The following is a 20,185-nucleotide window of genomic DNA, read 5'->3' on the forward strand; positions in this document are numbered from 1 at the left end:
TACAAGAGGCTCGCTTTTTTTTTAGCATTCATTATCTTTAATGTAAAAATGGGCTACGGCATTTTTAAGTATTTATTTTGGCCCTTGGGCTTGATTTACGGTAGCATTGTTGAGTTAATCAAATGGGGCTATCGCCAAGGGTTTTGGGAACGTCGGCGGTTTGAACGGGCGAGTTTGGTAGTAGGCAACTTATCTATGGGCGGCACGGGAAAAAGTCCGCATGTAGAATATATTTTAAAGCAAATGGGGAGCTACCATCATTTGGCGGTTTTGAGCCGAGGTTATGGCCGAAAAACCAAAGGACTTCGCTGGTTGAGTTTGCAATCTACAGCCGAAGAGGTAGGCGATGAGCCCTTGCAGATTCATCAAAAGTTTCCACAAATTCCCTTTGTCGTTGCCGAAAAGCGAACCGAAGGCATGCAAGCCATCCTACAGAAAGCCCCAATTACCGAATTGGTCGTTTTGGATGATGCTATGCAACACTGGCCCCTGATTGCCGATGCTTATTTATTATTGACCACTTATCAGCAGCCCTTTTTTAAGGATGCCCCCTTGCCTGCTGGCCGTTTACGAGAGTTTGCCTTCAATTATAAGCGGGCCAAAATTATTGTGGTCAGTAAATGCCCAGCCGACTTGAGTGAGGAGGCAGCCCAAGCCTTTTTGAAGAAAATTAAGCCCCTCCCCCATCAAAAGGTCTTCTTTTCCTATTTCCGCTATGGGCAGGCCTATTTGTTGGGTTCGACCAGAGAGAAGCAGGAACCCTCTAACTGGATAAGCCAGCCTATTTTGTTATTGACAGGAATTGCCAAACCAGCCCCCTTGGTCCACTATCTGGAGCAGCAAGGCCTGAATGTTAACTTAATGGCTTTTGGCGACCATCACTTGTATACCCAAAAAGATTGGGCAAATATTCAGCAAAAGCTGAAACAACTAGGGCCAAAAGCTATTTTGCTGACCACCGAAAAAGATAGCATCCGCTTGGCCCCCTGGACGAAAGAACAAGCCATTTATGTTCTCCCCATTGAAGTTGAAATTGCCTTTGGGCAAGCCGCAGCTTTTCAGCGGGCCATTATTGAAGTGATTTATAGAAAAAAAGGCTATCCCTCCACTTAGAAAAGGCCGAGAGCAAAATACTCCCTGGCCTAGCGATGGTAGGCAGTGCGGCAAAGCCGCAGACCAAGCAAAAACTTGTTTTTTGCGCAGGGCCGAGCGAGCAGCGAGCTGCCGAACGACAACAAGGCCTTTAGGCCGCAGTTCGACGACCGAAGGGAGTAACCGCCCGCCGTAGGCGGGAGGCCCCAAAACAAAAAACTCCCGCTAACCGTAGCCAGCAGGAGCATCCAAGTAGTGAATCAACTATTAGGGTTGAAAGACAAAGGGCAATGTCGTTTTTTGCCCCGCCTTCAATTGTAGTTCTAGGTAATAGCTGCCCGCAGGCCAATGAGCAGGCAACTGAATTATTTTTTGCTGTTGACCTGCGGCAAATTGGCTGGCTTTTTCTTCCCAAACCAATTGCCCCTTATTGTTGTAAATGGCAAATTTTAGATTTTCAGTTTGAGCTAATTGGAAAGAGAGCTGCAACTGGCCTACAGTAGGATTTGGGGCCAGCCTTAGTCCTATATTTAAATCGTCCTGGACCAATTCTACAGCAGTATACAAGGCAGAATCCCGCTCTACATAAACCTTAAACAATTGGGTAGATGGTCGAGATTGACTACCGTCATTGATAAAGAAAATATTGTCAAAATCCGATTCAATCCCCCCATAAATATAGCCCACTAAATTGGGCCCAATTGGCAATTGATCCAGCTCTAAGATGCCATTATGGCGAAAAGCGGAATGTTGCGGAATGAACTCGGCTCCAACGCCCAAAAAAGCAGGCATTTTCTGGACCAACTCATACTCCTGCATGCTATCATTAGCAAAACGACTGACCTGACTAATGGTTTTTACAAAAGGAACATTGGGATCATTCATCAATTGACCATTGGCATCAAAATAATACTGGGCAATTCCCCCATAAAAGAAGGTGTGCATGCTATTATTATGCGCCTCGTAAATCGGCAAACGAGCCGTTTGGTACTGATTGAGCAGTTGCTCAAAAACGGGACGAACAGTATAATTCCCCTGCGCATCAATGTCTACGGTATTCAACCAAGGTAAATCGACCTGATGCTGAAACACGCCCGTAAAAATCGTAAACCCCTCCTCTCCATTAGGAAAAACCTGAGGCACCAAATTATAATCTCGGCGATGAAGGTTGGCACTATCTACTTGCTCCTGATAATTGTTAATTTGCAATTGCCCATTTTGTTCACTCAAACTAAAACTGCGAATCGCATCACTATAATATTGCGTAAAACCAGGGCCATGTGTAGGACCTTGAGGATTATAACGCCCCCCAAAGAAATGTCCCCCAACTAAATAAAAAGTAGAATCGATATAATTCAATTGCCCCCCCGTAATCGCAAAAGCCGTATCCTGCAACTGCATAAAATGCTGACTAGAAACCGTCTGGCTTTGCATCACTTCCTGCATACAAGCCGAAATATCCAGCTTTAACAAGTAGGGATAAGTCACATGATCCTGAGCCGTAGCGCTATACCCATAGCCCCCACAAATATAAAGCGTACTATCTTTTTGAATATAATTGAGGTTGGTCGAGCTCAACTGCTCCTGATAAGAAGTGGGCAAGGCCGTTAGAGGAGCCGCATAAAAAGTTTTTTGTTCTGGATCAATCACATAAATCTGATTGTTCGCTTCGCTGCTACTAAAGGAAGCATTGGGCTGCCGCTGATGCAAACCATCTATTCGGCCCGCCATAACCAACCATTTATTATTATGGTGGCCAATCACATAAGATTGCAAAGCTGGAATCTGACTAAAGCTATCTACTGGCTCAATCCACATACGGAAATCGACAGCTTGCTGGGCAAACAGCCCCGGCCCAATAGTGAGCAATAGAAAAAAATAAAGCAGTAGTTGTTTCATCATCGTTCTTTTGGTTTGTTCATTCTCTTTAAGGAGGCGGACTGCCTCTGTCACAAAAAAACAGTTTAAAACCAAAAAAATAGTGCGCTAAATCACAGTAAAAGTATCAGTAATCTGTCCAAATAAAGGCCTCTATTTAAAGCCAGAATACTATTGACAAGCTATCTGAACCAAAACCGCCTTACTTTTATACACTAGCCTGCGTTTTTGAAGAACAAACCCCATTAAAAAAATGAGTTGACTACCTTTGCGCTCAATTCCCTCCTAAAGGAGAATTTTAGGCTTATTTTGGCCCCTTTCTTGAAAAGTTCCTCGAAAAGCAATTTTAATATGATAAAAATGACTTACCGCTACTTTTTCCTCCTCCTCTTCTCCCTCCTGAGCCTCTCTACTTTTGCCCAAATTGAAGATGAAGCCTATGATATGGAAGAAGAACGCAAACCTTTGCGCAATAACCGCCCTGGCGACCTAAGTCGAGAAAAAACAAATCCTCTCAAAGGCTTTTTTATTGGTAGCACTGCCGGCTTAGACCTCTGGAACTCCCTTTTCCGTATTGATTTTAGCCCCCAAATAGGCTACCGTTTAAGCACTTTTGCTCATTTCGGCCTTGGTATCAACTACACCTATATGTATGAAATGACTAGCCAAGTTAACCTCCACCTCATTGGCCCCAAGGTCTTTGCCCGCATCCGCCCCCTCCCCCAATATTGGGAAAGCTTTTACCTACATGGCGAACTAGAACAGCTCTATATCCGAGAAAGTAACCCTAATTATACCGGAGGACCCAATTCCCCCAAATATTTCCAAGACATTCAACCCCGAGCCAATATCGGCTTTGGCTATACCAGCAATTTTGAAAATGGCTTTGGCATTTTTAGCGAATTCCTCTTCGACATCTATTATTTGCGTAACGGAACCACCTATGTCAATCCAGTAACTTACCGAGCAGGATTGTATTATGGCTTTTAGGGGCCTCCTGCCTGCGGCAGGCGCTACGTTCGGCAGCTCGCTGTTCGCTCGGCCCTTCAGCCCTGCAGGCTTCGGTCTGGCCTGCGGCCACCCCTGCAGATCGCTAGGCCTTGCGCGGGCTACGCCTGCGCTAGGGCCAAACCCAACTTCTTAAAAAGAATTTAAAAAGGAACCAAAATAACCTTCTCTTCCTTTTTTCGCCTAGATTAAACTATCTTATAGCTGAAATCATCAATACACATGATGGATCCCAACTCAATTTATAAAGCATACAAATTCGCCAAAAAAATGTCGAACAACAATGGTAAAGACCGGGCTCAAAAAGCCGAAAGAACTATTCGTGCACACGTTATGTGGTCTATGGGGGCCGGTTTTATCCCCTTCCCCGTTGCTGACTTTCTAGCCGTTGCCGCCGTGCAACTCGATATGATCCGCTCGATCAGCAACATCTATGAAGTAGATTTTAAAGAAACTGAAGGCAAAGCCCTCATTACCTCTATTACGGGCTCAGGCCTCTCTAAAGTAGGCGCCAACGCCCTCATCAAACTGATTCCAGGCGTAGGCTCTGCCCTAGGTGGCGCTTCGATGTCTATTATGTCGGCGGCCTCTACTTATGCCCTTGGCCAAGTGTTTAAACAACACTTTGAAAGCGGCGGGAACCTTATGGACTTTGATAGCGACCGCTTCAAACGCTACTATAACGAGCAGTTCGAAAAAGGGAAAAAAGTAGCCGAAGATATCCGTAAAGAGGAAAAAGCTAAGGAAGAAACCCCCAAAGCAGAAGAAGCCAAAGCTACAGATTCTGTAGAAGACCAAGCCCGCACCGTAGAAGTAGAGGTGGAAGTTGAAGCAAAAAAAGAAGCCCCCAAAACAGAAGAAACCCCAGCCAATGACGGCAATGAGGTCATTGTCAAAAAACTCAAAGAATTGGCCGAACTTAAAGATATGGGCGTAATCGATGAGAATGAGTTTAGAGAAATGAAGGCCCGCCTCATCCAAAACTTTTATAAGGCCTAAGCCAAATAAAGTTTGTTAAAGTACTCAAAAAGTGACGGCCCTCGACTATCTTTTTAGTTCGAGGGCCGTTGTACTAAACGATGGCCCATCCATACAAGATAGATCAACGCCATCTCTTGAATAGTTTGATAGTGCCTTGTTTTCAAAAAGTGAAGACAAGGCTATTTTTTCTATTGGCTATCCCGTTTCGCTTAATCCACAAAACTTCTTAGTTTGTGGACCAATCAAATTTTAATTATGCCTTCTATTCTTGAACAATACGACCTTCGACAACATGGAAATTTGGACCTCTTAGCCAGACAAGTCGTTGAGGGATTTATTATCGGCCTACACAAATCGCCTTTTCATGGCTTTTCTGTAGAATTTGCCGAACATCGCATCTATAACCAAGGAGACTCGACCAAAAATATCGACTGGAAAGTCTATGCCCGCACCGATCGTCTCTATACCAAACAATTTGAAGAAGAAACTAACCTCCGCTGCCAAATTGTACTCGATATTTCTTCTTCGATGTACTTTCCAGAAGCGCCCAAAGCTAGCAAAACGCCCCATCTGAATAAATTGGCTTTTTCTGCTTTAGCAGCGGGTTCTTTGGTCCATCTGCTCCAAAAACAAAGGGATGCCTACGGACTTTCGGTCTTTGGAGAAGAGGTAGAACTACACACCCCCTGCAAATCGAGTAGTAAACATAGGCATTTGCTCTTTTCTTATATCGAGCAGTACCTCAGCCAAAAAAGTAGACAAAAGGGGACCAATGCCGCCCAAGCCTTACATGAAATTGCCGAGCGCATTCATCGCCGCTCTTTGGTGGTCATCTTTAGCGATATGTTTGAGGATGGCGATGGCGAAGAGCTATTTTCGGCCCTCCAACACTTAAAGTACAATAAGCATGAGGTCATCCTTTTTCATGTGGTAGATAAGCGATACGAATTGGACTTTGAATTTGAGAACCGCCCTTATCAGTTTATTGATATTGAAACAGGAGAAAAACTCAAATTGCAGCCCAATCAACTCAAAGACTTTTATAAGCAACAGGTCAAAAAGTATAAGGAATCGCTTAAACTGAAGTGTTTACAATATAAAATTGACTTTGTAGAGGCCGATATCCAAGAAGACTTTAGACAAGTACTTCTCCCCTATTTGGTGAAGCGCAGCAAAATGCGCTAAAATTGGTCTTTCTGCGCCCTACAGGCGCGGAGCGCCGCGGCTGAGGGATGGAAAAGGGGGCGGCGAAGCCGCAGACCAAGGCACTGCAAGTGCCGCAGGGCCGAGCAGACCTGCGAGCCCTGACACAGCCCGACCCGAGCGAAGCGAGTGGGCAGCCCCAAAAGATCAGTCATCTTACCCTAAAAAATAATCATCTATGTATAAATATTGGCTTCCCTTGCTTGTTTTGGCCCTTTGGAGCCTGCAAGCTTGTACCTATACCGAGCGGATAAAAGACGGTAGCACCGCCTATGATCGCAAGCAATTTTCGGTGGCGATTCCGATGTTGCAAAAGGAATTTAAGAAGGCTAAAGAAAGTAAAATCAAGGGCCAAAAGGCCTATGAATTGGCCGAATCTTACCGCCGCACCCACCAATATAAAGAGGCCGCCAATTGGTATGCCGAAGCCAGCCAACTGCGCTATGCCACCGATGCCGCCCTTTTTCAGGCCAAAATGTTGCAACAGGCCGAAGATTATGATTTGGCTATTCAGGCCTATCGAACAGCAGGGCGCGATGCAGGCGATGCCAACCGCTATTTAGAGCATATTCAGGCTTGCCGACAAGCCAAACAATGGCTCGCTCTAGCCGATAGTAGCGTTTTTAGCATTGAAAATTTGCCTTTTAATACGGAGGCTACCGATTTTTCGCCCGCTATACAGGATAAACAAACCCTTGTTTTTTCTTCCGACCGAGAGGAATCTGAGGGCAAGAAAAGCTATAAATGGACCAACAAAAAGTTTTTTGACTTTTATAGTTTGGACCTAGAAACAGACAGCCTAAAACGTCTAGAGGTGAGCAATTGGGACCCAGAATTTCATCAGGGGAATCTCGTTTTTTCTGCCGATGGAAAATGGGCTTTTTTTACAGAATGTGGCTCGGATAAAAAGGAAGGCGTAGACTTTTGCCGCCTGATGATGGCCGAAAAAGCGGGCAGCAGCTGGTCTAAGGCCAAGGAAATTCGCCTAGGGGGAAAATTTGTCAATTATATGCACCCTTGCATTGATCCCGAAGGCCGCTGGCTCATTTTTGCCGCCAATGACAAAAAAGGCTTTGGAGGCTATGATTTATATATTTCGCTTTGGGTGAGCAGCGAAGAGCGCTGGTCCGAGCCCCAAAATATGGGCAACGAAATCAATACGCAGGGCAATGAGGTTTTTCCAGCCCTAGATGCCGACACCCTTTATTTTGCTTCGGATGGACATGCTGGCATGGGCGGCTTGGATATTTTTAAGGCCCCTCGCCTTTTGGACCGCTGGGTGAATCCCCAAAATCTCAAAGCCCCAATCAATTCGGGAGCCGATGATTTTGGGCTTATCGTAAACCCTTATGCCGAGAAGGAAGACAGCATTATTCGCAAGGGCTATTTTAGTTCCAACCGCAATACTGGCCGAGGTTCTGATGATATTTATGCCTTTACGGAAGCCTTGCCTAAAGAGCCTATTGAAAGCGATACCTTAGAAGAAAAAGAATTTCAGCTCTTGCTAGCGGGTATGGTCAAAGAAATTATTCCCGCAGATAGCCTCAATGGCGAGCCCGCCCAAGAAAATCCCTTGATGGGCGCTAGCATTCGGATTTCTACTCAAGATACCGTTTGGATTATGGGCTCAGATGTCGATGGGAGTTTCTTTAGTCAATTGGATACGAATGAAACCTACTTTTTTCAGACGACCAAAGCGGGTTATTTTACTGCTCTAGATACCCTTTCCACCTTCAATTTGAATATTCCAGCCGATACCAATCAATGGACCTTGGCCATTCAGATTGAATTGTCTCCCTTTGAAAAAGGAAAAGAGATTGTGCTAGAAAATGTCTATTTTGATTACAACAAATGGGATATTCGGCCAGATGCGGCTGAAGAACTCAATAAATTGGTGCGTTTGCTCAATGAAAACCCCGAACTCAATATTGAAATGGGCTCGCATACGGACTGCCGCGGCCGCGATAGCTACAACCAAAGTTTATCGCAAAAACGGGCCGAATCAACTATGCAATACTTAATTCAAGCAGGGATTTCAGAAAATCGCCTGACCGCCAAAGGCTACGGAGAATCTAGCCCGGCCGCTAGCTGCGATTGCAATAGTTGTACAGAGGAAGAGCATCAGCGAAATCGCCGAACGAGCTTTGTAATTTTAGACTAGCATGAGACTACTTTTTATCAGTTTTATTTTGGGCCTGAGCGTTTGCTTGCAGGCCCAAAATTTTCCAACTCGGCCCGCCAATTATAGAGCCGTTAATGATTTTGCAGAGATGATTGATGCGGCTTCAGCCGCAGAAATAGAGCAAGAGCTCCAAGCCTTTAATGATACAGCAGGGGTACAAATTGCCCTGATTACGGTCCAAAATATGGGCGGCTGGAGCATTGAAGACTACAGCCAACAATTGGCCGAAAAATGGGGCATTGGCAATGCCCAAACGAACCAAGGCCTGCTTTTGCTTTTGGCCAAAGAAGAGCGAAAGGTCCGTTTTGAAGTGGGCTATGGTCTAGAGGAACACCTGCCCGATTTATACTGCCAAGAAGTCATCGACCAAGTTTTAACGCCCGCTTTTAAACAGGGACAATTTGGCGAGGGTTGTTTGCAAGGCCTGCAAATGGTCCAATTGCAATTGCAGGGACTCCCCAATGAAATTAGCATCAATCGCAGCCTTTCTGCCCAAGCCTTCATTGCCGAAAACCAGGCTTTTGATTGGGTCTTATACAGCTTTTTGATTGTCGTTTTTTTATCGGCCCTTTATGAGGGGCTTACCATTCGCCCCTATCCTTGGATCAACTTTTTCATGGCCCTTTTGGGCGCCCCTATCTACCTTTTTATCGTGGTGGGGCTTTGTTTTTTGCCCGTTTACCTGATTGCCAGCAAAAGCTTTTCTTATACCCCCACTTTAGTCTGGACTCAATTTGGCATTTACCTAGTTTTGCTGCTGTTTTGGGCCATTTATTTTCGGGGACAATTTGCCGAAATGACCAAGGATAGCTTCAAGGGCGGTGGTGGCGGTGGCAGTGGCCGCTATAGCAGCAGCGGCTATAGTTCCTACTCGGGCTCCTCTTCCTCCAGTTATAGCTCCTCCAGTTCCTCTTCTTCTTGGGGGGGCGGCAGTTTTGGGGGCGGTGGCGCCTCTGGGGGCTGGTAGACTACTTTTTGCTAGCAAAACCAAAAAACCAACAACAGAATATATAAAATAACTGCAAGGGAATCCTAAAATAGAGATAGGATAATCCAGGCCCATCAAAACTAGCCGTTTGATAATTCACAGTTTGCAAGGCCGCATAAATATTGGCAGGCAAAATTAAGATCAAAAATATAATGAGCAATAGGGCCGTCAGTCGCTGAACGGCCCTTATTTGTAGGCCTATGGCTGCTAAAATTTCTATTATTCCCGTCAGATATACCCAGAAAAATGGATAGGGAATATAGCTAGGTAACATCAGGGCCATGCCCTCGCTAAAGACAAAATGCGCCACAGCCGTAAACAGAAACATGGCCGAAAGCGCCCAGCGCCCAGCCACAAAATAAGCCAAAGGCTGCTTTCTCAACTTTTGAATAAACAGCAGCAATAAAAAGACAGAAACTAAGAGTATAAGCGGTTTCATAAGTCGTATTTTGATTCGACTCAAAAGTACGCGCCCAAGACCAATAATAAAATGAACCTCGGTTAAGAAAAACGCCCTAAAGGCTGATCCGCTTCCTAATTCGACTCAATGCCTGCGGACTCACCCCAATATAAGAGGCAATATATTTCAAGGGAATCTGCCGAATCAACTCTGGCCGCTGCTCAAATAAATCCAAATACCGCTGCTCGGCCGTCCTAGTCAACAAGGCAATTTCTCGCTTTTGCTTGAGCAAAAACAACTCTTCCGCCATTTTCCGCCCAATCAAATTCCCTATCTCCGTTTGCGCATAAATCAACTGCAAATCCGCATAACTGATGCGCCAAAGCGTAGCCGCCCGAACTACTTCTACCGAAAAAAGACTGGGCTTTTGCTCCAAAAAAGAATCATAGACCGAAATAAAATCTCCCGCAAACACAAAGCCCAAGGTCAATTCTTTTTCGCCTAAAGGCAAATACAAACGCAAAATACCCGCTTCCACATAAGAAAGATAATCCTCTCTTTTACCCGCCGCCAAAACCAACGCCTTCCGATCAAAATTTTGCCGCAGCAACTTGGCCGAAAAAAGCGCCCAATCCACTTCCGATATCCCATATTTTTCTCGATACAACTGATGTAGCTCTTCACACATATCCTAAGTTTTTTAATTTTTTTTGGGGCCTCCCGCCTACGGCGGGCGCTACGTTGCGCAGCTCGCTATTCGCTCGGCCCTTCGCCAGCAAAGCTGGCTCGGTCTGGCCCTGCGGGCCACTGCTGCACATCGCTAGGCCGATTTGGCCTTCGGCCATCAAGGCTAATATGAATAGACCCTAGGGCCAAGGCCCTAGGCTATAGAATCATCGCCATCCCCTTTAGTCAGCCTCTAATTTTATTGGCGAAGTAAGAGAATCACAGAAAAAGCCCCCCTATTGCTGTGGGTTGAACCCAAAAAATTGGCTGCGGCCTTTAGGCTGCAGTAATAGGATTTCAATCCTCAATTGTTAGGGAGTTGTTAAAAACAAAAATAATGTAACAAAATCAAAAAGGGCAAAAGTTATGTCTGAAACATAACTGGCTTACTAAAAAACATAACTGGTTAGGTCGAGAACATAAGTGGTTGAATGATTTAGATAGCTAGTTAAGGGGGTGGCGACATAATTTAAGCGGAGGGCTTGGTTGGCTAGAAAAATTTGTACCTTTGCCCCAGCAAATTTATATATCCGCGCTATGATTATTTATAAGACGAAAGAACAGATAGAGCTGGTTCGCAAAAGTGCCCTTTTGGTTTCAAAGACCTTGGGGATGTTGGCCAGTGAGATCAAGCCTGGGGTAACGCCTAAGCATTTGGACCAATTGGCAGAAGCTTTTATCCGTGATAATGGTGGAAAGCCTGGTTTTTTGGGCCTTTATGGTTGTCCGAGCACCCTACTTACCTCAGTAAATGAGCAGGTAGTGCATGGTTTACCTACCGAGCGTCCCTTAGAGAATGGGGACATCATTGCGGTAGACTGTGGTGTGTTGATGAATGGTTTTTATGGAGACCATGCCTATACCTTTCCGGTAGGAGATATTTCTGATGAGCGTCAGCGTTTGTTGGATACTACTTTGGAGTGTTTGTATAGAGGTATTGAGCAAACCCGAGTAGGCAAGCGCATTGGAGACATTGGGCATGCAATTCAGGCATTGGCTGAAGAGCGAGGCTATGGTGTTGTTCGCGAATTGGTGGGGCATGGATTGGGCAAAAAGATGCATGAAGATCCGCAGGTTCCGAATTATGGCCGTCAGGGGCAGGGCAAAAAGATCAAGGAGGGTTTAGTGATTGCCATTGAGCCGATGATTAACCTGGGCACCCATAAGGTGCATACCTTAGAAGACAAATGGACCATTTCTACTATTGATGGGCAGCCTTCTGCGCATTTTGAGCATAATGTAGCTGTAGTAGATGGCAAACCTGAGATTCTCTCTACATTTGACTATGTAGAAGAAGTATTAGGAGAAAGAGCAGCATTAAAACACAACAAAGTGCTTTAGAATCTGTTAGCAGAACAATAGCCAAAGAGCAAGCGCTCCAACTTTAGCAAAAGTTGGAGCGTTTTACATAAGTAGTTATTAAAGAAGAGATTGGGCTAGATTTGTCTGCTTTTGGTCAAAAAAAGAGGGGGCTTGAGCTAAATAAAGCAGAGAGAGAACTCAAAAGCCCAAGCCTTTTTATATTTTTGTGGTCCTATTTCTTGCGAATAGCAGGCGGCGCAGCCGCCGCAGGCCTAGCGATGTGAAGGGGTGGCCCGCAGGGCCAGACCGAGCCAGCAAAGCTGGCGAAGGGCCGAGCGAATAGCGAGCCCCGAAACGTAGCGCCGCAGCTTGCTGCGGAGGCCCCAAAAAGAAAACAACAGCAACAACAACAATACAATTTTACGCTTATGCCATCGATTTCACAGAGAGGTCAGTACACGCCAGCCTCGCCAATACGGAAATTGGTTCCCTTTGCGACAAGGGCCAAAAACCGGGGGGTAAAAGTTTATCATTTGAATATTGGGCAACCGGATATTGTCACGCCAGATATTGGTTGGAATGCCGTAAAGGAGGCCAATATAGAGGTTTTGGAGTATAGTCATTCTGCGGGTATGGAGTCTTATCGGCTCAAGTTGGTCGAATTTTATACACGTTATGGGATTCAGCTCACGCATAACGACATTATTGTGACCAATGGAGGTTCTGAGGCCTTGATGTTTGCGATGATGGCTTGTTTGGATGCGGGGGATGAGATCATTGTGCCTGAGCCATTTTATGCTAACTACAATGGTTTTGCGCAAAGTTTGGGCATCAATATTCGTCCGATAACCTCTAGTATTGAGGATGGTTTTGCCTTGCCGCCGATCGAGTCTTTTGAGGCCTTAATCACGCCGCATACCAAGGCGATTTTGATTTGCAATCCGGCCAACCCCACGGGTTATTTGTATAGCCCTGCCGAGTTAGAGGCTTTGGGGGAGATGGTAAAAAAATATGATCTATATTTGTTTTCGGATGAAGTGTACAGAGATTTCTGTTATGATGGTCGGAAGCATTTATCGGTTTTGGCGATTCCGGGATTGGAGGAGCACACAATTATGATTGATTCTATTTCGAAGCGGTATAGTGCTTGTGGGGCTAGAATTGGTTTGATGGTGACTAGAAACAAGGCGGTATTGGAAACGGCCATGAAATTTGCCCAGGCGCGTTTGAGTCCTTCTACTTTGGGTCAAATTATGGGAGAGGCCTTTATTGATGCCGATATGGATTATTTGGATCAGGTAAGAATTGAGTATGACAAGCGTCGCCAGTTGGTTTTGGCTCGTTTAAGAGCTATGGAGGGGGTAATTGCTCCCACGCCCAATGGTGCTTTTTATTTGTTGGCTCAGTTGCCTGTGGATGATACCGACAATTTCTGCCAGTGGTTGTTAGAATCTTTTCAGCTAGATGGGGAAACGGTCATGTTGGCGCCTGGTTCTGGTTTTTATGCCACCTTGGGCCTTGGTTTACAAGAAGTGCGGATTGCCTATGTATTGAATGAAGCGGATTTGAATAAGGCCTTAGATTGCCTAGAAGAAGCTTTAAAACTTTATCCTGGCCGCACGATTAACAATAATCAACTAGCGAATCATCGTTAATATAGAACAACTACGCCTACTGCAAAAAAAAATATGAGTAGGCGTTTTTTTTATTTTAAAATCAGAGGTTTTGCCTCTAAATCTTTCATCTTCAGCTGCTTTTCTAGAAACTAATTAAACAGAAGTGCAGCTGTACCTATCAAAATAACGACGCAATGAAGCATGTAGGAATTAAAAACCCGAAGGCTGACTTGGCCAATTATGGCCTAAGCAATTTTGCGACTGCTTACTGGAACCTTCCTGTTCCCGAACTAGTAGAGCATACCATCCAACTTGGAGAAGGCGTTCTGGCAGATACGGGAGCGATCAGAATTAAAACGGGCAAATTTACAGGTCGATCGCCCAAAGATCGCTTTGTAGTACAAGATGAACTTACGGAGAACACCGTAGATTGGAACAGCATCAACATGCCTTTTGAGCCGGCAAAATTTGATGCGCTTTACAACAAAATTGCCGCATACTTTGCAGACAAAGACCTCTTCATCCGCGATGCTTATGCTTGTGCTGATGAAAACTACCGCCTAAGCTTGCGTCTGATTGCAGAAAAGCCTTGGTCGGCTATGTTTGCCAACAATATGTTTTTGCGCCCTAGCGAAGAAGAACTGCTAAACGCAAATCCAGAATGGACCATTCTCTGTGCGCCTGGCTTTATGGCCAATCCAGAAGTTGACGGTACTCGCCAAGAGAACTTTGCGATCATCAACTTTAGCAAAAAGGCGATTATCATTGGAGGAACAGGCTATACTGGAGAGATTAAAAAAGGAATTTTCTCTGTCCTCAATTATGTTTTGCCCCAAGAGCGCAATGTACTTTCTATGCACTGCTCGGCCAATGTGGGCCAAGATGGCGACACTGCTGTTTTCTTTGGCCTTTCTGGCACAGGAAAAACTACGCTTTCTGCTGATCCTAAGCGCAACCTTATCGGAGACGATGAGCACGGCTGGTCAGAAGAAGGCGTTTTCAATTTTGAGGGAGGCTGTTATGCCAAAACTATCGATTTGAGTGAGGAAAAAGAACCCCAAATCTGGAATGCCATTAAATTTGGTGCTATTCTAGAAAATATGGAGTTTTTGCCCAATACTCGCACCCCTGATTTTGCCGATACCAGCATTACTCAAAATACTCGCGTATCTTATCCCATTCATCATATTGATAATGCTTTAGAACCTTCTAAAGGTGGGATTCCACAAAATATTTTCTTCTTGACTTGTGATGCCTTTGGTGTTTTGCCTCCTTTGTCTAAATTGACGCCTGGCCAAGCTATGTATCACTTTATTTCTGGTTACACCGCTAAGGTTGCAGGTACAGAAGCAGGTATTGACGAGCCCGTAAGTGCTTTCTCTGCTTGTTTTGGTGCACCTTTCTTGCCCCTACACCCCACCAAATATGCCGAAATGTTGGGCGAGCGCATGCGCAAGCACAATGTTAATGTTTGGTTGGTCAACACGGGCTGGTCTGCTGGTCCTTATGGTGTAGGTAGCCGCATTGCCCTAAAATATACTCGTGCTATGATCACGGCGGTATTGGAAGGACAACTAGAAGCTGTTGACTATGAAGAAATGCCCGTTTTTGGTCTCTTTATGCCTACAAGCTGCCCCGGCGTTCCTGCCGAAATCTTGAACCCTCGTAATACATGGGCCGATAAAGCAGCTTATGATGTGAAGGCTCAAAATCTAGCGAACAAGTTTGTCAATAATTTCGATAAATTTAAGGATCAAGCCAATGAAGAAATCCTAGCTGCTGCTCCAGAAGCAACGGTTAGCCTCTAAGCGCTTTTCTTACTGCAAAAAAAAGTGAGCTCAAATGAGCTCACTTTTTTTTTGTTCCGTTTTAAGTTTTGTCCCAACCCAAACGATGAATCAGTTGTAGAATACTTCCCAAACCACTCAAATAAATGGCTTGCAAAATAAAAAAGTTGATCGTATCGCTAAAAAAGAGCAGACTCCCCAAAACGCACCAAAAAAGTAAGAGGAGATAAACGGTCCAACTTCCTCTTCTACTCATCTGGCTATAGCCATTATACAACCAATGGCCCGATAATAAAGCGGGGAGAATTTGGACCAAAAAATCAATCCACCAATACTCTCCAGGTTCTACTTCTGAGAGAAAAAGGGTAGCGCCTAAAATTCCCAATAATCCAATAGCTAAAGCTACGGCTAACCAAATGGGCAAAAGGATCAAAGCCCATTTTTTAATAAAATTCCAGTTGGCTAAGGTCAGGTAAATTCCCGTAAAAGCAGGCAAACTCAATTGCAAGAGCTCTCCTTTCAAGAAAAGAATTTCTTCGAGTTGAAGATAAGCTACAAAAAGTAAAATAGCCATCAATAAGGCGCTGCTTATGGCCCAATGGGCCCAAGAATAAATGCGTAGGCTCCCTGCTGGCGGCTGGCTATTATTGTTCGTTGCGCTCTTGCTCATCTTCCTTATTTTCGCTTAATGGAGTGGGAAATTCTATCTCTATTTCTTCTTCTATTGCTAAGTCCTTGGCCTCCTTGCTTTCGCCCAATAAGGCCTGATGAATTTGCTCAAAAATGGGGCTATGCACTAATTTTGTTCGATTTTTCCAAAGATAATAGCCTCCTGCACTCAATCCTATTGCCATCAAGCCAAAAGCCAAGACTAAAGCCCAAGCGCCCAAAAGTGGCCAAAGTAAGCCCGCTAACAATAAAGTTAGGGTTAAACTAAGGAATAATCCCACCAATAACAAAATAGCCAAAAGGCTGAGGAGTTGGCCCAATTGAGCCACTCCCCTCGCCAAATCTTCGGCCAAACGCTCTCGGTATTCCTCAAAACGCTCATCGATATAAGCCGTTAATCGCTTTTGTAAACGATCCGACCAGTTATTTTTTCCAAACATTTGAAAATTCTTTGCTAAAAGAAGAAAGCGCGAACGACTACGGAAATTAGCAAGACGACCAACATCCGATGCGCCCAAAGTCCCGCTTTGGGATGCTTAACCGCAAAATGAGCGCCCAATTGTCCACCCGCAATTTCTCCTACACTCATGGCCAAGGCAAAATCCCAGCGAATCAAACCACTATACGCAAAAAGCAAAACCGCAAAAATGGTATAACTAGCAATTGCCGCCAATTTTATTCCGCCCGCATCAATAATATTATAGCCAGCCCCCAAAACAGTCACCACCAAGAACAATAAGCCCACGCCCATCTGTATAAAACCTCCATAAAGGCCCACAACAAAAAAAAGCGGCACCACAATCCAAGGCGAAAGCGCAGAAGGATCCGTTTCTTTCAACCAACGTTTACTATCAAATAGAACGACAAACAATAAAGCGAGAAAAACATACTTCATGCTGTCTTTAAAGACGGCATTATCGACATAGATAAGTAGAAAGATACCAAAAATTCCGCCCACTGCTGTAGACGCAACCATTAACCAGTCTCGTTTCCAATCAATTTTTCCCGCCCGTTGATAATGTGGCAAGGTAAAACCCAACATGGCCAAAATGCTAAAGCGAATGGTCGCACTCGCAATTTTTGCCGGCAACCCCACCACATACATCAAAATGGATAAGGTAATGACGGACCCACTGCCCGCCAAAGTATTGATAAAACCCGCTAGTAAACTTCCAAAAGCCGCTAAAAGGTATAAATAAATATCATCGGGCATTAGTCTTTGATACTTTGACAAAGCTCTACCAAAACACCATTGCTAGACTTCGGATGCAAAAAACAGATGAGTTTGTTATCGGCCCCGCGTTTGGGCGTTTCATTCAACAAACGATAACCTTCAGCCTGCAATCTTTTCATTTCGGCCTCAATATCTTCTACTTCAAAGGCCAAATGATGAATCCCCTCCCCTCTTTTCTCAATAAATTTGGCAATGGGGCTATCTGCTCGACTGGCCTCCAAAAGCTCAATTTTGCTCTCGCCAGCCATAAAAAAGCTAGTGCTCACCCCTTCCGACTCTACGGCTTCAATTTTGTAATGCGCTCGGCCCAAAAGGCTAGCAAAAAGTTCGTTGCTGGCCGCCAAGTCTTTTACGGCAATTCCAATGTGTTCTAGTTTCATATTCATACATTTTTTTAAATGATAATTTTTTTGGCCTCCGCCTCCCTTCGGTCGTCGGCGCTACGTTGCGCAGCTCGCTACTCGCTCGGCCCTTCACAAAAAATGCTGCGCATTTTTTGCTCGGTCTGGCCCTGCGGGCCACTGCTGCACATCGCTAGGCCATTTTGGCCCTGCGGGCCAAGGACCAAATTTCCTAAGCCTTGCAACGAAGCTAAGAACTTAGGCCATATTTTTAAAACCCTACCTCTCTTTAAGCCCATTTTGGCGTTCTTGTTTAGCCAAAGCGAAAAAAAAGCCCCAGAAATAAATTCAGCGCAAAAAAACGCTTTTGGCCTAGCGATGTGCAGCAGTGCGGCGTAGCCGCAGACCCAGCAAAAAAACTTGTTTTTTTGCGCAGGGCCGAGCGAAGAGCGAGCTGCGGAACGTAGCGCAGCAAGCGCAGCGCAGCTGAGGCCCCCAAAAAATTATGCTCCTAAAATGGACAAAAAAACGGCAGAATTCGTTTTTTTCTTGCTGGCCTAGCTTTTGAACAGATTTTGCCAACAAAATTGCCGTTTTTGGTTTTAAATAGCCATTAACTAGAAACTTAGTTAAAAAAACTTAGTTTTGTTGACAGTATTTAGATTTATCTCAATAACAAAAATGCTTTACATGAATTGGATTGCACGCAGCTTAGTCGCCTTTTCCTTGCTTTGTTTTGCGCAAGGAGTTTGGGCCCAAAAAGGCTATGACATCAAAGTAAAATTAAAAGATTATAAGAACGATACTTGTATTTTGGGTTATCGTTTGGGAGACAAAACTTATGTAAAAGATACGGCCATTGGCCGCAACGATCAGGGTTATTTTGAGTTTAAAAAAGATACGCTTTTAGAAAAAGGGGTGTATTTGATTTTGACCAAGCCGACCAATAGTTATTTTGAATTCTTGGTCCCTTCTGATGAAGAGCAGAAATTGACGATAGAAACCAATGATGAGGGGGGAAACTGGGTTAAAAACTTAAAGATTAAAGGCTCTGAGGATAATACGGCCTTTGTAGATTATCTACATTTTTTGTCTAAGCAGGCCGAAAAGAATAGAGATATGCAAACTCGCTTGCAAGCACTGCAAAAAGAGTTGGATGAAATGCAGGGCCAAGGGCCAAAAAAGGCAAAATTACAGGCGGAGAAAGAAGAGCTAGAACAAAAAATGAAAACGCTCAATGGCGAAGTGACGGCTTATCAGGAAAAAATGATTAAGGAGCGCCCCAACTACTTATCGACCAAGTTAATTTTGGCTTCTCGTCAACCCGAAGTGCCCGAATCTATTGCAGGCGATCGCACCCAAGCTTATTATTATTTCAAGAAACATTATTGGGATGATTTTGACTTTGGTGATATGCGTTTGATTCGCACACCTGTATTTCAGCAAAAACTAGATTTTTACTGTGATAAATTAACAGTGCAAGATCCTGACTCTGTAAATGCTTCTGTTGATTTTATTTTGGGCAATATTATTAAAGCTGGCGACAAAGATATGTATCAATTTGCGGCTGCGCATTTGCTCAATCGCTACGCCAATAGCAAAGTAATTTGCATGGATAATGTTTATTATCATATTGGTAGCAAATATTATTGTGGGGCTGAAAAACCTGAGTGGGTAGATCAAGAGCAATTGGAGAAAATTTGTGAGAATGTAGAAGATTTGCGTTATAGCCTTTGTGGAGAAAAAGCGCAGGATATTAAACTCACAAATATTAAAACGGGCTTGCCCGTTAGCCTTTATGGTTTGAAAAAGCGTTTTGTAGCCGTTTATTTCTGGGATCCTAGCTGTGGGAATTGTAGCAAAAACTCTAAGAAATTGGTCCCCGTTTATGAAAAATGGAAAGACAAAGGCTTTGAAATTTATGGGATTTGCAGCAAAAACATTGATGATGTAGATGCTTGTAAGAAAAAGATCAAAGAATTGGGCATGAACTGGATCAACACCAGCGATAAAGCTTATCCTTTGGCCTTGACCAAAAAACTTTATAATGTAAAAGTGAATCCTTTTGTCTATTTGTTGGACCAAGAAAAAAATATCTTGTACAAACGCTTAGATCCCGAGCAAATTGATCAAATTTTGACTCGTGCAGCAGAAGAAGACGCCAAAGAGAAAGGATAATTTTCTCCCCTTTCAATTAGCGGCTTTCAATTAGCAAGCGGCAGAAAAATCAGATCGATTTTTCTGCCGCTTTTTTTGTCTAAAAAATTATTGCTCAGTCTATTGACATTAGTATTTTTTAGTTTTAACTTTAAAAACAACAAAAAATATAGCCCCATGATGAGTCTCCAACAAAAAATGCAGGATTATAAATTAACTAAGAAAATGCTCAAGGCTTTTTACGGCATTTCTTATCCCACTTTGCGCAAACGCTTGCGCGCTGCGGGTTTGGAGCATTTTATTGGCCGCAGAAAATTTCTCTTTGCAGAGTTTCTCCTCATTTTTAAAGCTTTGGGCCAACCCACAGCCATTTTGGAAGAGCTGGCAGAACTAGCACTCATTTATGAGCAACTCATTAGCTTGGGCTTATTAAAAGGGCAGTCGCAAAAAGATTTGCCACAAAAGCAGTTGGATCAACAGCCAACTATCAAATTGATGGCTATCAAACGGCCTGTAGATCTATTGAACCACTTTTTAAGCAACTATTATCAAGTTTTGCTCAAAGGCTGGGACTTATTATATGGCCCAACAGAAAAAAAATATTTTAAACAAATTGCCTAA

Annotated in this window: 18 protein-coding genes; 11 read left to right on the forward strand and 7 right to left on the reverse strand. The window is 44.1% G+C overall.

Annotated features, from left to right (window positions below):
* The first annotated feature begins 48 nt into the window (after nucleotides 1–48).
* Nucleotides 49–1,113, forward strand: coding sequence for a tetraacyldisaccharide 4'-kinase (gene lpxK, locus PPO43_RS01945; protein WP_272620108.1), 1,065 nt, complete (start codon nucleotides 49–51; stop codon nucleotides 1,111–1,113).
* Between the two features lie 246 nt (nucleotides 1,114–1,359).
* On the opposite strand, the gene PPO43_RS01950 is transcribed toward lpxK, so the two are convergent.
* Nucleotides 1,360–2,994, reverse strand: coding sequence for a T9SS type A sorting domain-containing protein (locus PPO43_RS01950; RefSeq protein WP_272620109.1), 1,635 nt, complete (start codon nucleotides 2,992–2,994; stop codon nucleotides 1,360–1,362).
* Between the two features lie 327 nt (nucleotides 2,995–3,321).
* Between PPO43_RS01950 and PPO43_RS01955 the strand changes: the two genes are divergently transcribed.
* From PPO43_RS01955 to PPO43_RS01975, 5 genes are all read left to right on the forward strand, one after another.
* Entirely contained in the window at nucleotides 3,322–3,960 is a 639-nt protein-coding gene (locus tag PPO43_RS01955; protein WP_272620110.1) for a hypothetical protein, read from the forward strand.
* Nucleotides 3,961–4,248: 288 nt separating this feature from the next.
* Nucleotides 4,249–4,977: a DUF697 domain-containing protein gene (locus PPO43_RS01960; RefSeq protein WP_272620111.1), complete on the forward strand. Its 729-nt coding sequence runs from the start codon at nucleotides 4,249–4,251 to the stop codon at nucleotides 4,975–4,977.
* 237 nt (nucleotides 4,978–5,214) lie between these two features.
* Nucleotides 5,215–6,144, forward strand: a complete 930-nt coding sequence (locus PPO43_RS01965) for a DUF58 domain-containing protein (RefSeq protein WP_442985468.1) — start codon at nucleotides 5,215–5,217, stop codon at nucleotides 6,142–6,144.
* 196 nt (nucleotides 6,145–6,340) lie between these two features.
* A complete protein-coding gene (locus PPO43_RS01970) occupies nucleotides 6,341–8,323 on the forward strand; it encodes an OmpA family protein (RefSeq protein WP_272620113.1) in 1,983 nt (660 codons plus the stop codon).
* Nucleotide 8,324: 1 nt separating this feature from the next.
* Nucleotides 8,325–9,311 carry a TPM domain-containing protein gene (locus PPO43_RS01975; protein ID WP_272620114.1) on the forward strand — a complete coding sequence of 329 codons (987 nt, stop codon included), beginning with the start codon at nucleotides 8,325–8,327 and terminating at the stop codon, nucleotides 9,309–9,311.
* 1 nt (nucleotide 9,312) lies between these two features.
* Here PPO43_RS01975 and PPO43_RS01980 read toward each other — a convergent pair whose 3' ends face one another.
* On the reverse strand, nucleotides 9,313–9,771 hold the full coding sequence (locus PPO43_RS01980) for a DoxX family protein (protein ID WP_272620115.1): 459 nt from the start codon (nucleotides 9,769–9,771) through the stop codon (nucleotides 9,313–9,315).
* A 76-nt stretch (nucleotides 9,772–9,847) separates the two neighbouring features.
* Nucleotides 9,848–10,420, reverse strand: a complete 573-nt coding sequence (locus tag PPO43_RS01985; protein WP_272620116.1) for a Crp/Fnr family transcriptional regulator — start codon at nucleotides 10,418–10,420, stop codon at nucleotides 9,848–9,850.
* A gap of 575 nt (nucleotides 10,421–10,995) precedes the next feature.
* On the opposite strand from PPO43_RS01985, the gene map reads away from it, so the two are divergent.
* From map to pckA, 3 genes are all read left to right on the forward strand, one after another.
* Nucleotides 10,996–11,799 carry a type I methionyl aminopeptidase gene (gene map, locus PPO43_RS01990; protein WP_272620117.1) on the forward strand — a complete coding sequence of 268 codons (804 nt, stop codon included), beginning with the start codon at nucleotides 10,996–10,998 and terminating at the stop codon, nucleotides 11,797–11,799.
* Nucleotides 11,800–12,188: 389 nt separating this feature from the next.
* Nucleotides 12,189–13,415 (forward strand): pyridoxal phosphate-dependent aminotransferase, encoded by a 1,227-nt coding sequence (locus tag PPO43_RS01995; protein WP_272620118.1) that lies wholly within the window; start codon nucleotides 12,189–12,191, stop codon nucleotides 13,413–13,415.
* 155 nt (nucleotides 13,416–13,570) lie between these two features.
* A complete protein-coding gene (gene pckA / locus PPO43_RS02000; protein WP_272620119.1) occupies nucleotides 13,571–15,184 on the forward strand; it encodes a phosphoenolpyruvate carboxykinase (ATP) in 1,614 nt (537 codons plus the stop codon).
* 61 nt (nucleotides 15,185–15,245) lie between these two features.
* Here the strand turns inward: pckA and PPO43_RS02005 are convergent, their stop codons facing one another.
* From PPO43_RS02005 to mce, 4 genes are read right to left on the reverse strand one after another with little or no spacing between them, the layout of a single operon-like run.
* Nucleotides 15,246–15,833, reverse strand: a complete 588-nt coding sequence (locus tag PPO43_RS02005) for a hypothetical protein (RefSeq protein ID WP_272620120.1) — start codon at nucleotides 15,831–15,833, stop codon at nucleotides 15,246–15,248.
* Nucleotides 15,808–16,272 (reverse strand): hypothetical protein, encoded by a 465-nt coding sequence (locus tag PPO43_RS02010; protein ID WP_272620121.1) that lies wholly within the window; start codon nucleotides 16,270–16,272, stop codon nucleotides 15,808–15,810. Before PPO43_RS02010 ends, PPO43_RS02005 begins: the two co-directional genes overlap by 26 nt.
* 14 nt (nucleotides 16,273–16,286) lie before the next feature.
* On the reverse strand, nucleotides 16,287–17,045 hold the full coding sequence (locus PPO43_RS02015) for a sulfite exporter TauE/SafE family protein (RefSeq protein WP_272620122.1): 759 nt from the start codon (nucleotides 17,043–17,045) through the stop codon (nucleotides 16,287–16,289).
* A complete protein-coding gene (mce, locus tag PPO43_RS02020) occupies nucleotides 17,045–17,446 on the reverse strand; it encodes a methylmalonyl-CoA epimerase (RefSeq protein WP_014373539.1) in 402 nt (133 codons plus the stop codon). Before mce ends, PPO43_RS02015 begins: the two co-directional genes overlap by 1 nt.
* A 651-nt stretch (nucleotides 17,447–18,097) precedes the next feature.
* Between mce and PPO43_RS02025 the strand changes: the two genes are divergently transcribed.
* Nucleotides 18,098–19,585, forward strand: a complete 1,488-nt coding sequence (locus PPO43_RS02025; RefSeq protein ID WP_272620123.1) for a DUF5106 domain-containing protein — start codon at nucleotides 18,098–18,100, stop codon at nucleotides 19,583–19,585.
* A gap of 156 nt (nucleotides 19,586–19,741) precedes the next feature.
* Nucleotides 19,742–20,185: a hypothetical protein gene (locus PPO43_RS02030; protein ID WP_272620124.1), complete on the forward strand. Its 444-nt coding sequence runs from the start codon at nucleotides 19,742–19,744 to the stop codon at nucleotides 20,183–20,185.

This window comes from Saprospira sp. CCB-QB6 (assembly GCF_028464065.1).
In the GTDB taxonomy this organism is placed as follows: domain Bacteria; phylum Bacteroidota; class Bacteroidia; order Chitinophagales; family Saprospiraceae; genus Saprospira.

Bases quoted from the DNA above. Each gene is read 5' to 3' on its own strand.
- lpxK (WP_272620108.1), top strand. From the start codon at position 49: ATGGGCTACGGCATTTTTAAGTATTTATTTTGGCCCTTGGGCTTGATT.
- PPO43_RS01950 (WP_272620109.1), bottom strand. From the start codon at position 2,994: ATGATGAAACAACTACTGCTTTATTTTTTTCTATTGCTCACTATTGGG.
- PPO43_RS01955 (WP_272620110.1), top strand. From the start codon at position 3,322: ATGATAAAAATGACTTACCGCTACTTTTTCCTCCTCCTCTTCTCCCTC.
- PPO43_RS01960 (WP_272620111.1), top strand. From the start codon at position 4,249: ATGTCGAACAACAATGGTAAAGACCGGGCTCAAAAAGCCGAAAGAACT.
- PPO43_RS01965 (WP_442985468.1), top strand. From the start codon at position 5,215: ATGCCTTCTATTCTTGAACAATACGACCTTCGACAACATGGAAATTTG.
- PPO43_RS01970 (WP_272620113.1), top strand. From the start codon at position 6,341: ATGTATAAATATTGGCTTCCCTTGCTTGTTTTGGCCCTTTGGAGCCTG.
- PPO43_RS01975 (WP_272620114.1), top strand. From the start codon at position 8,325: ATGAGACTACTTTTTATCAGTTTTATTTTGGGCCTGAGCGTTTGCTTG.
- PPO43_RS01980 (WP_272620115.1), bottom strand. From the start codon at position 9,771: ATGAAACCGCTTATACTCTTAGTTTCTGTCTTTTTATTGCTGCTGTTT.
- PPO43_RS01985 (WP_272620116.1), bottom strand. From the start codon at position 10,420: ATGTGTGAAGAGCTACATCAGTTGTATCGAGAAAAATATGGGATATCG.
- map (WP_272620117.1), top strand. From the start codon at position 10,996: ATGATTATTTATAAGACGAAAGAACAGATAGAGCTGGTTCGCAAAAGT.
- PPO43_RS01995 (WP_272620118.1), top strand. From the start codon at position 12,189: ATGCCATCGATTTCACAGAGAGGTCAGTACACGCCAGCCTCGCCAATA.
- pckA (WP_272620119.1), top strand. From the start codon at position 13,571: ATGAAGCATGTAGGAATTAAAAACCCGAAGGCTGACTTGGCCAATTAT.
- PPO43_RS02005 (WP_272620120.1), bottom strand. From the start codon at position 15,833: ATGAGCAAGAGCGCAACGAACAATAATAGCCAGCCGCCAGCAGGGAGC.
- PPO43_RS02010 (WP_272620121.1), bottom strand. From the start codon at position 16,272: ATGTTTGGAAAAAATAACTGGTCGGATCGTTTACAAAAGCGATTAACG.
- PPO43_RS02015 (WP_272620122.1), bottom strand. From the start codon at position 17,045: ATGCCCGATGATATTTATTTATACCTTTTAGCGGCTTTTGGAAGTTTA.
- mce (WP_014373539.1), bottom strand. From the start codon at position 17,446: ATGAAACTAGAACACATTGGAATTGCCGTAAAAGACTTGGCGGCCAGC.
- PPO43_RS02025 (WP_272620123.1), top strand. From the start codon at position 18,098: ATGAATTGGATTGCACGCAGCTTAGTCGCCTTTTCCTTGCTTTGTTTT.
- PPO43_RS02030 (WP_272620124.1), top strand. From the start codon at position 19,742: ATGATGAGTCTCCAACAAAAAATGCAGGATTATAAATTAACTAAGAAA.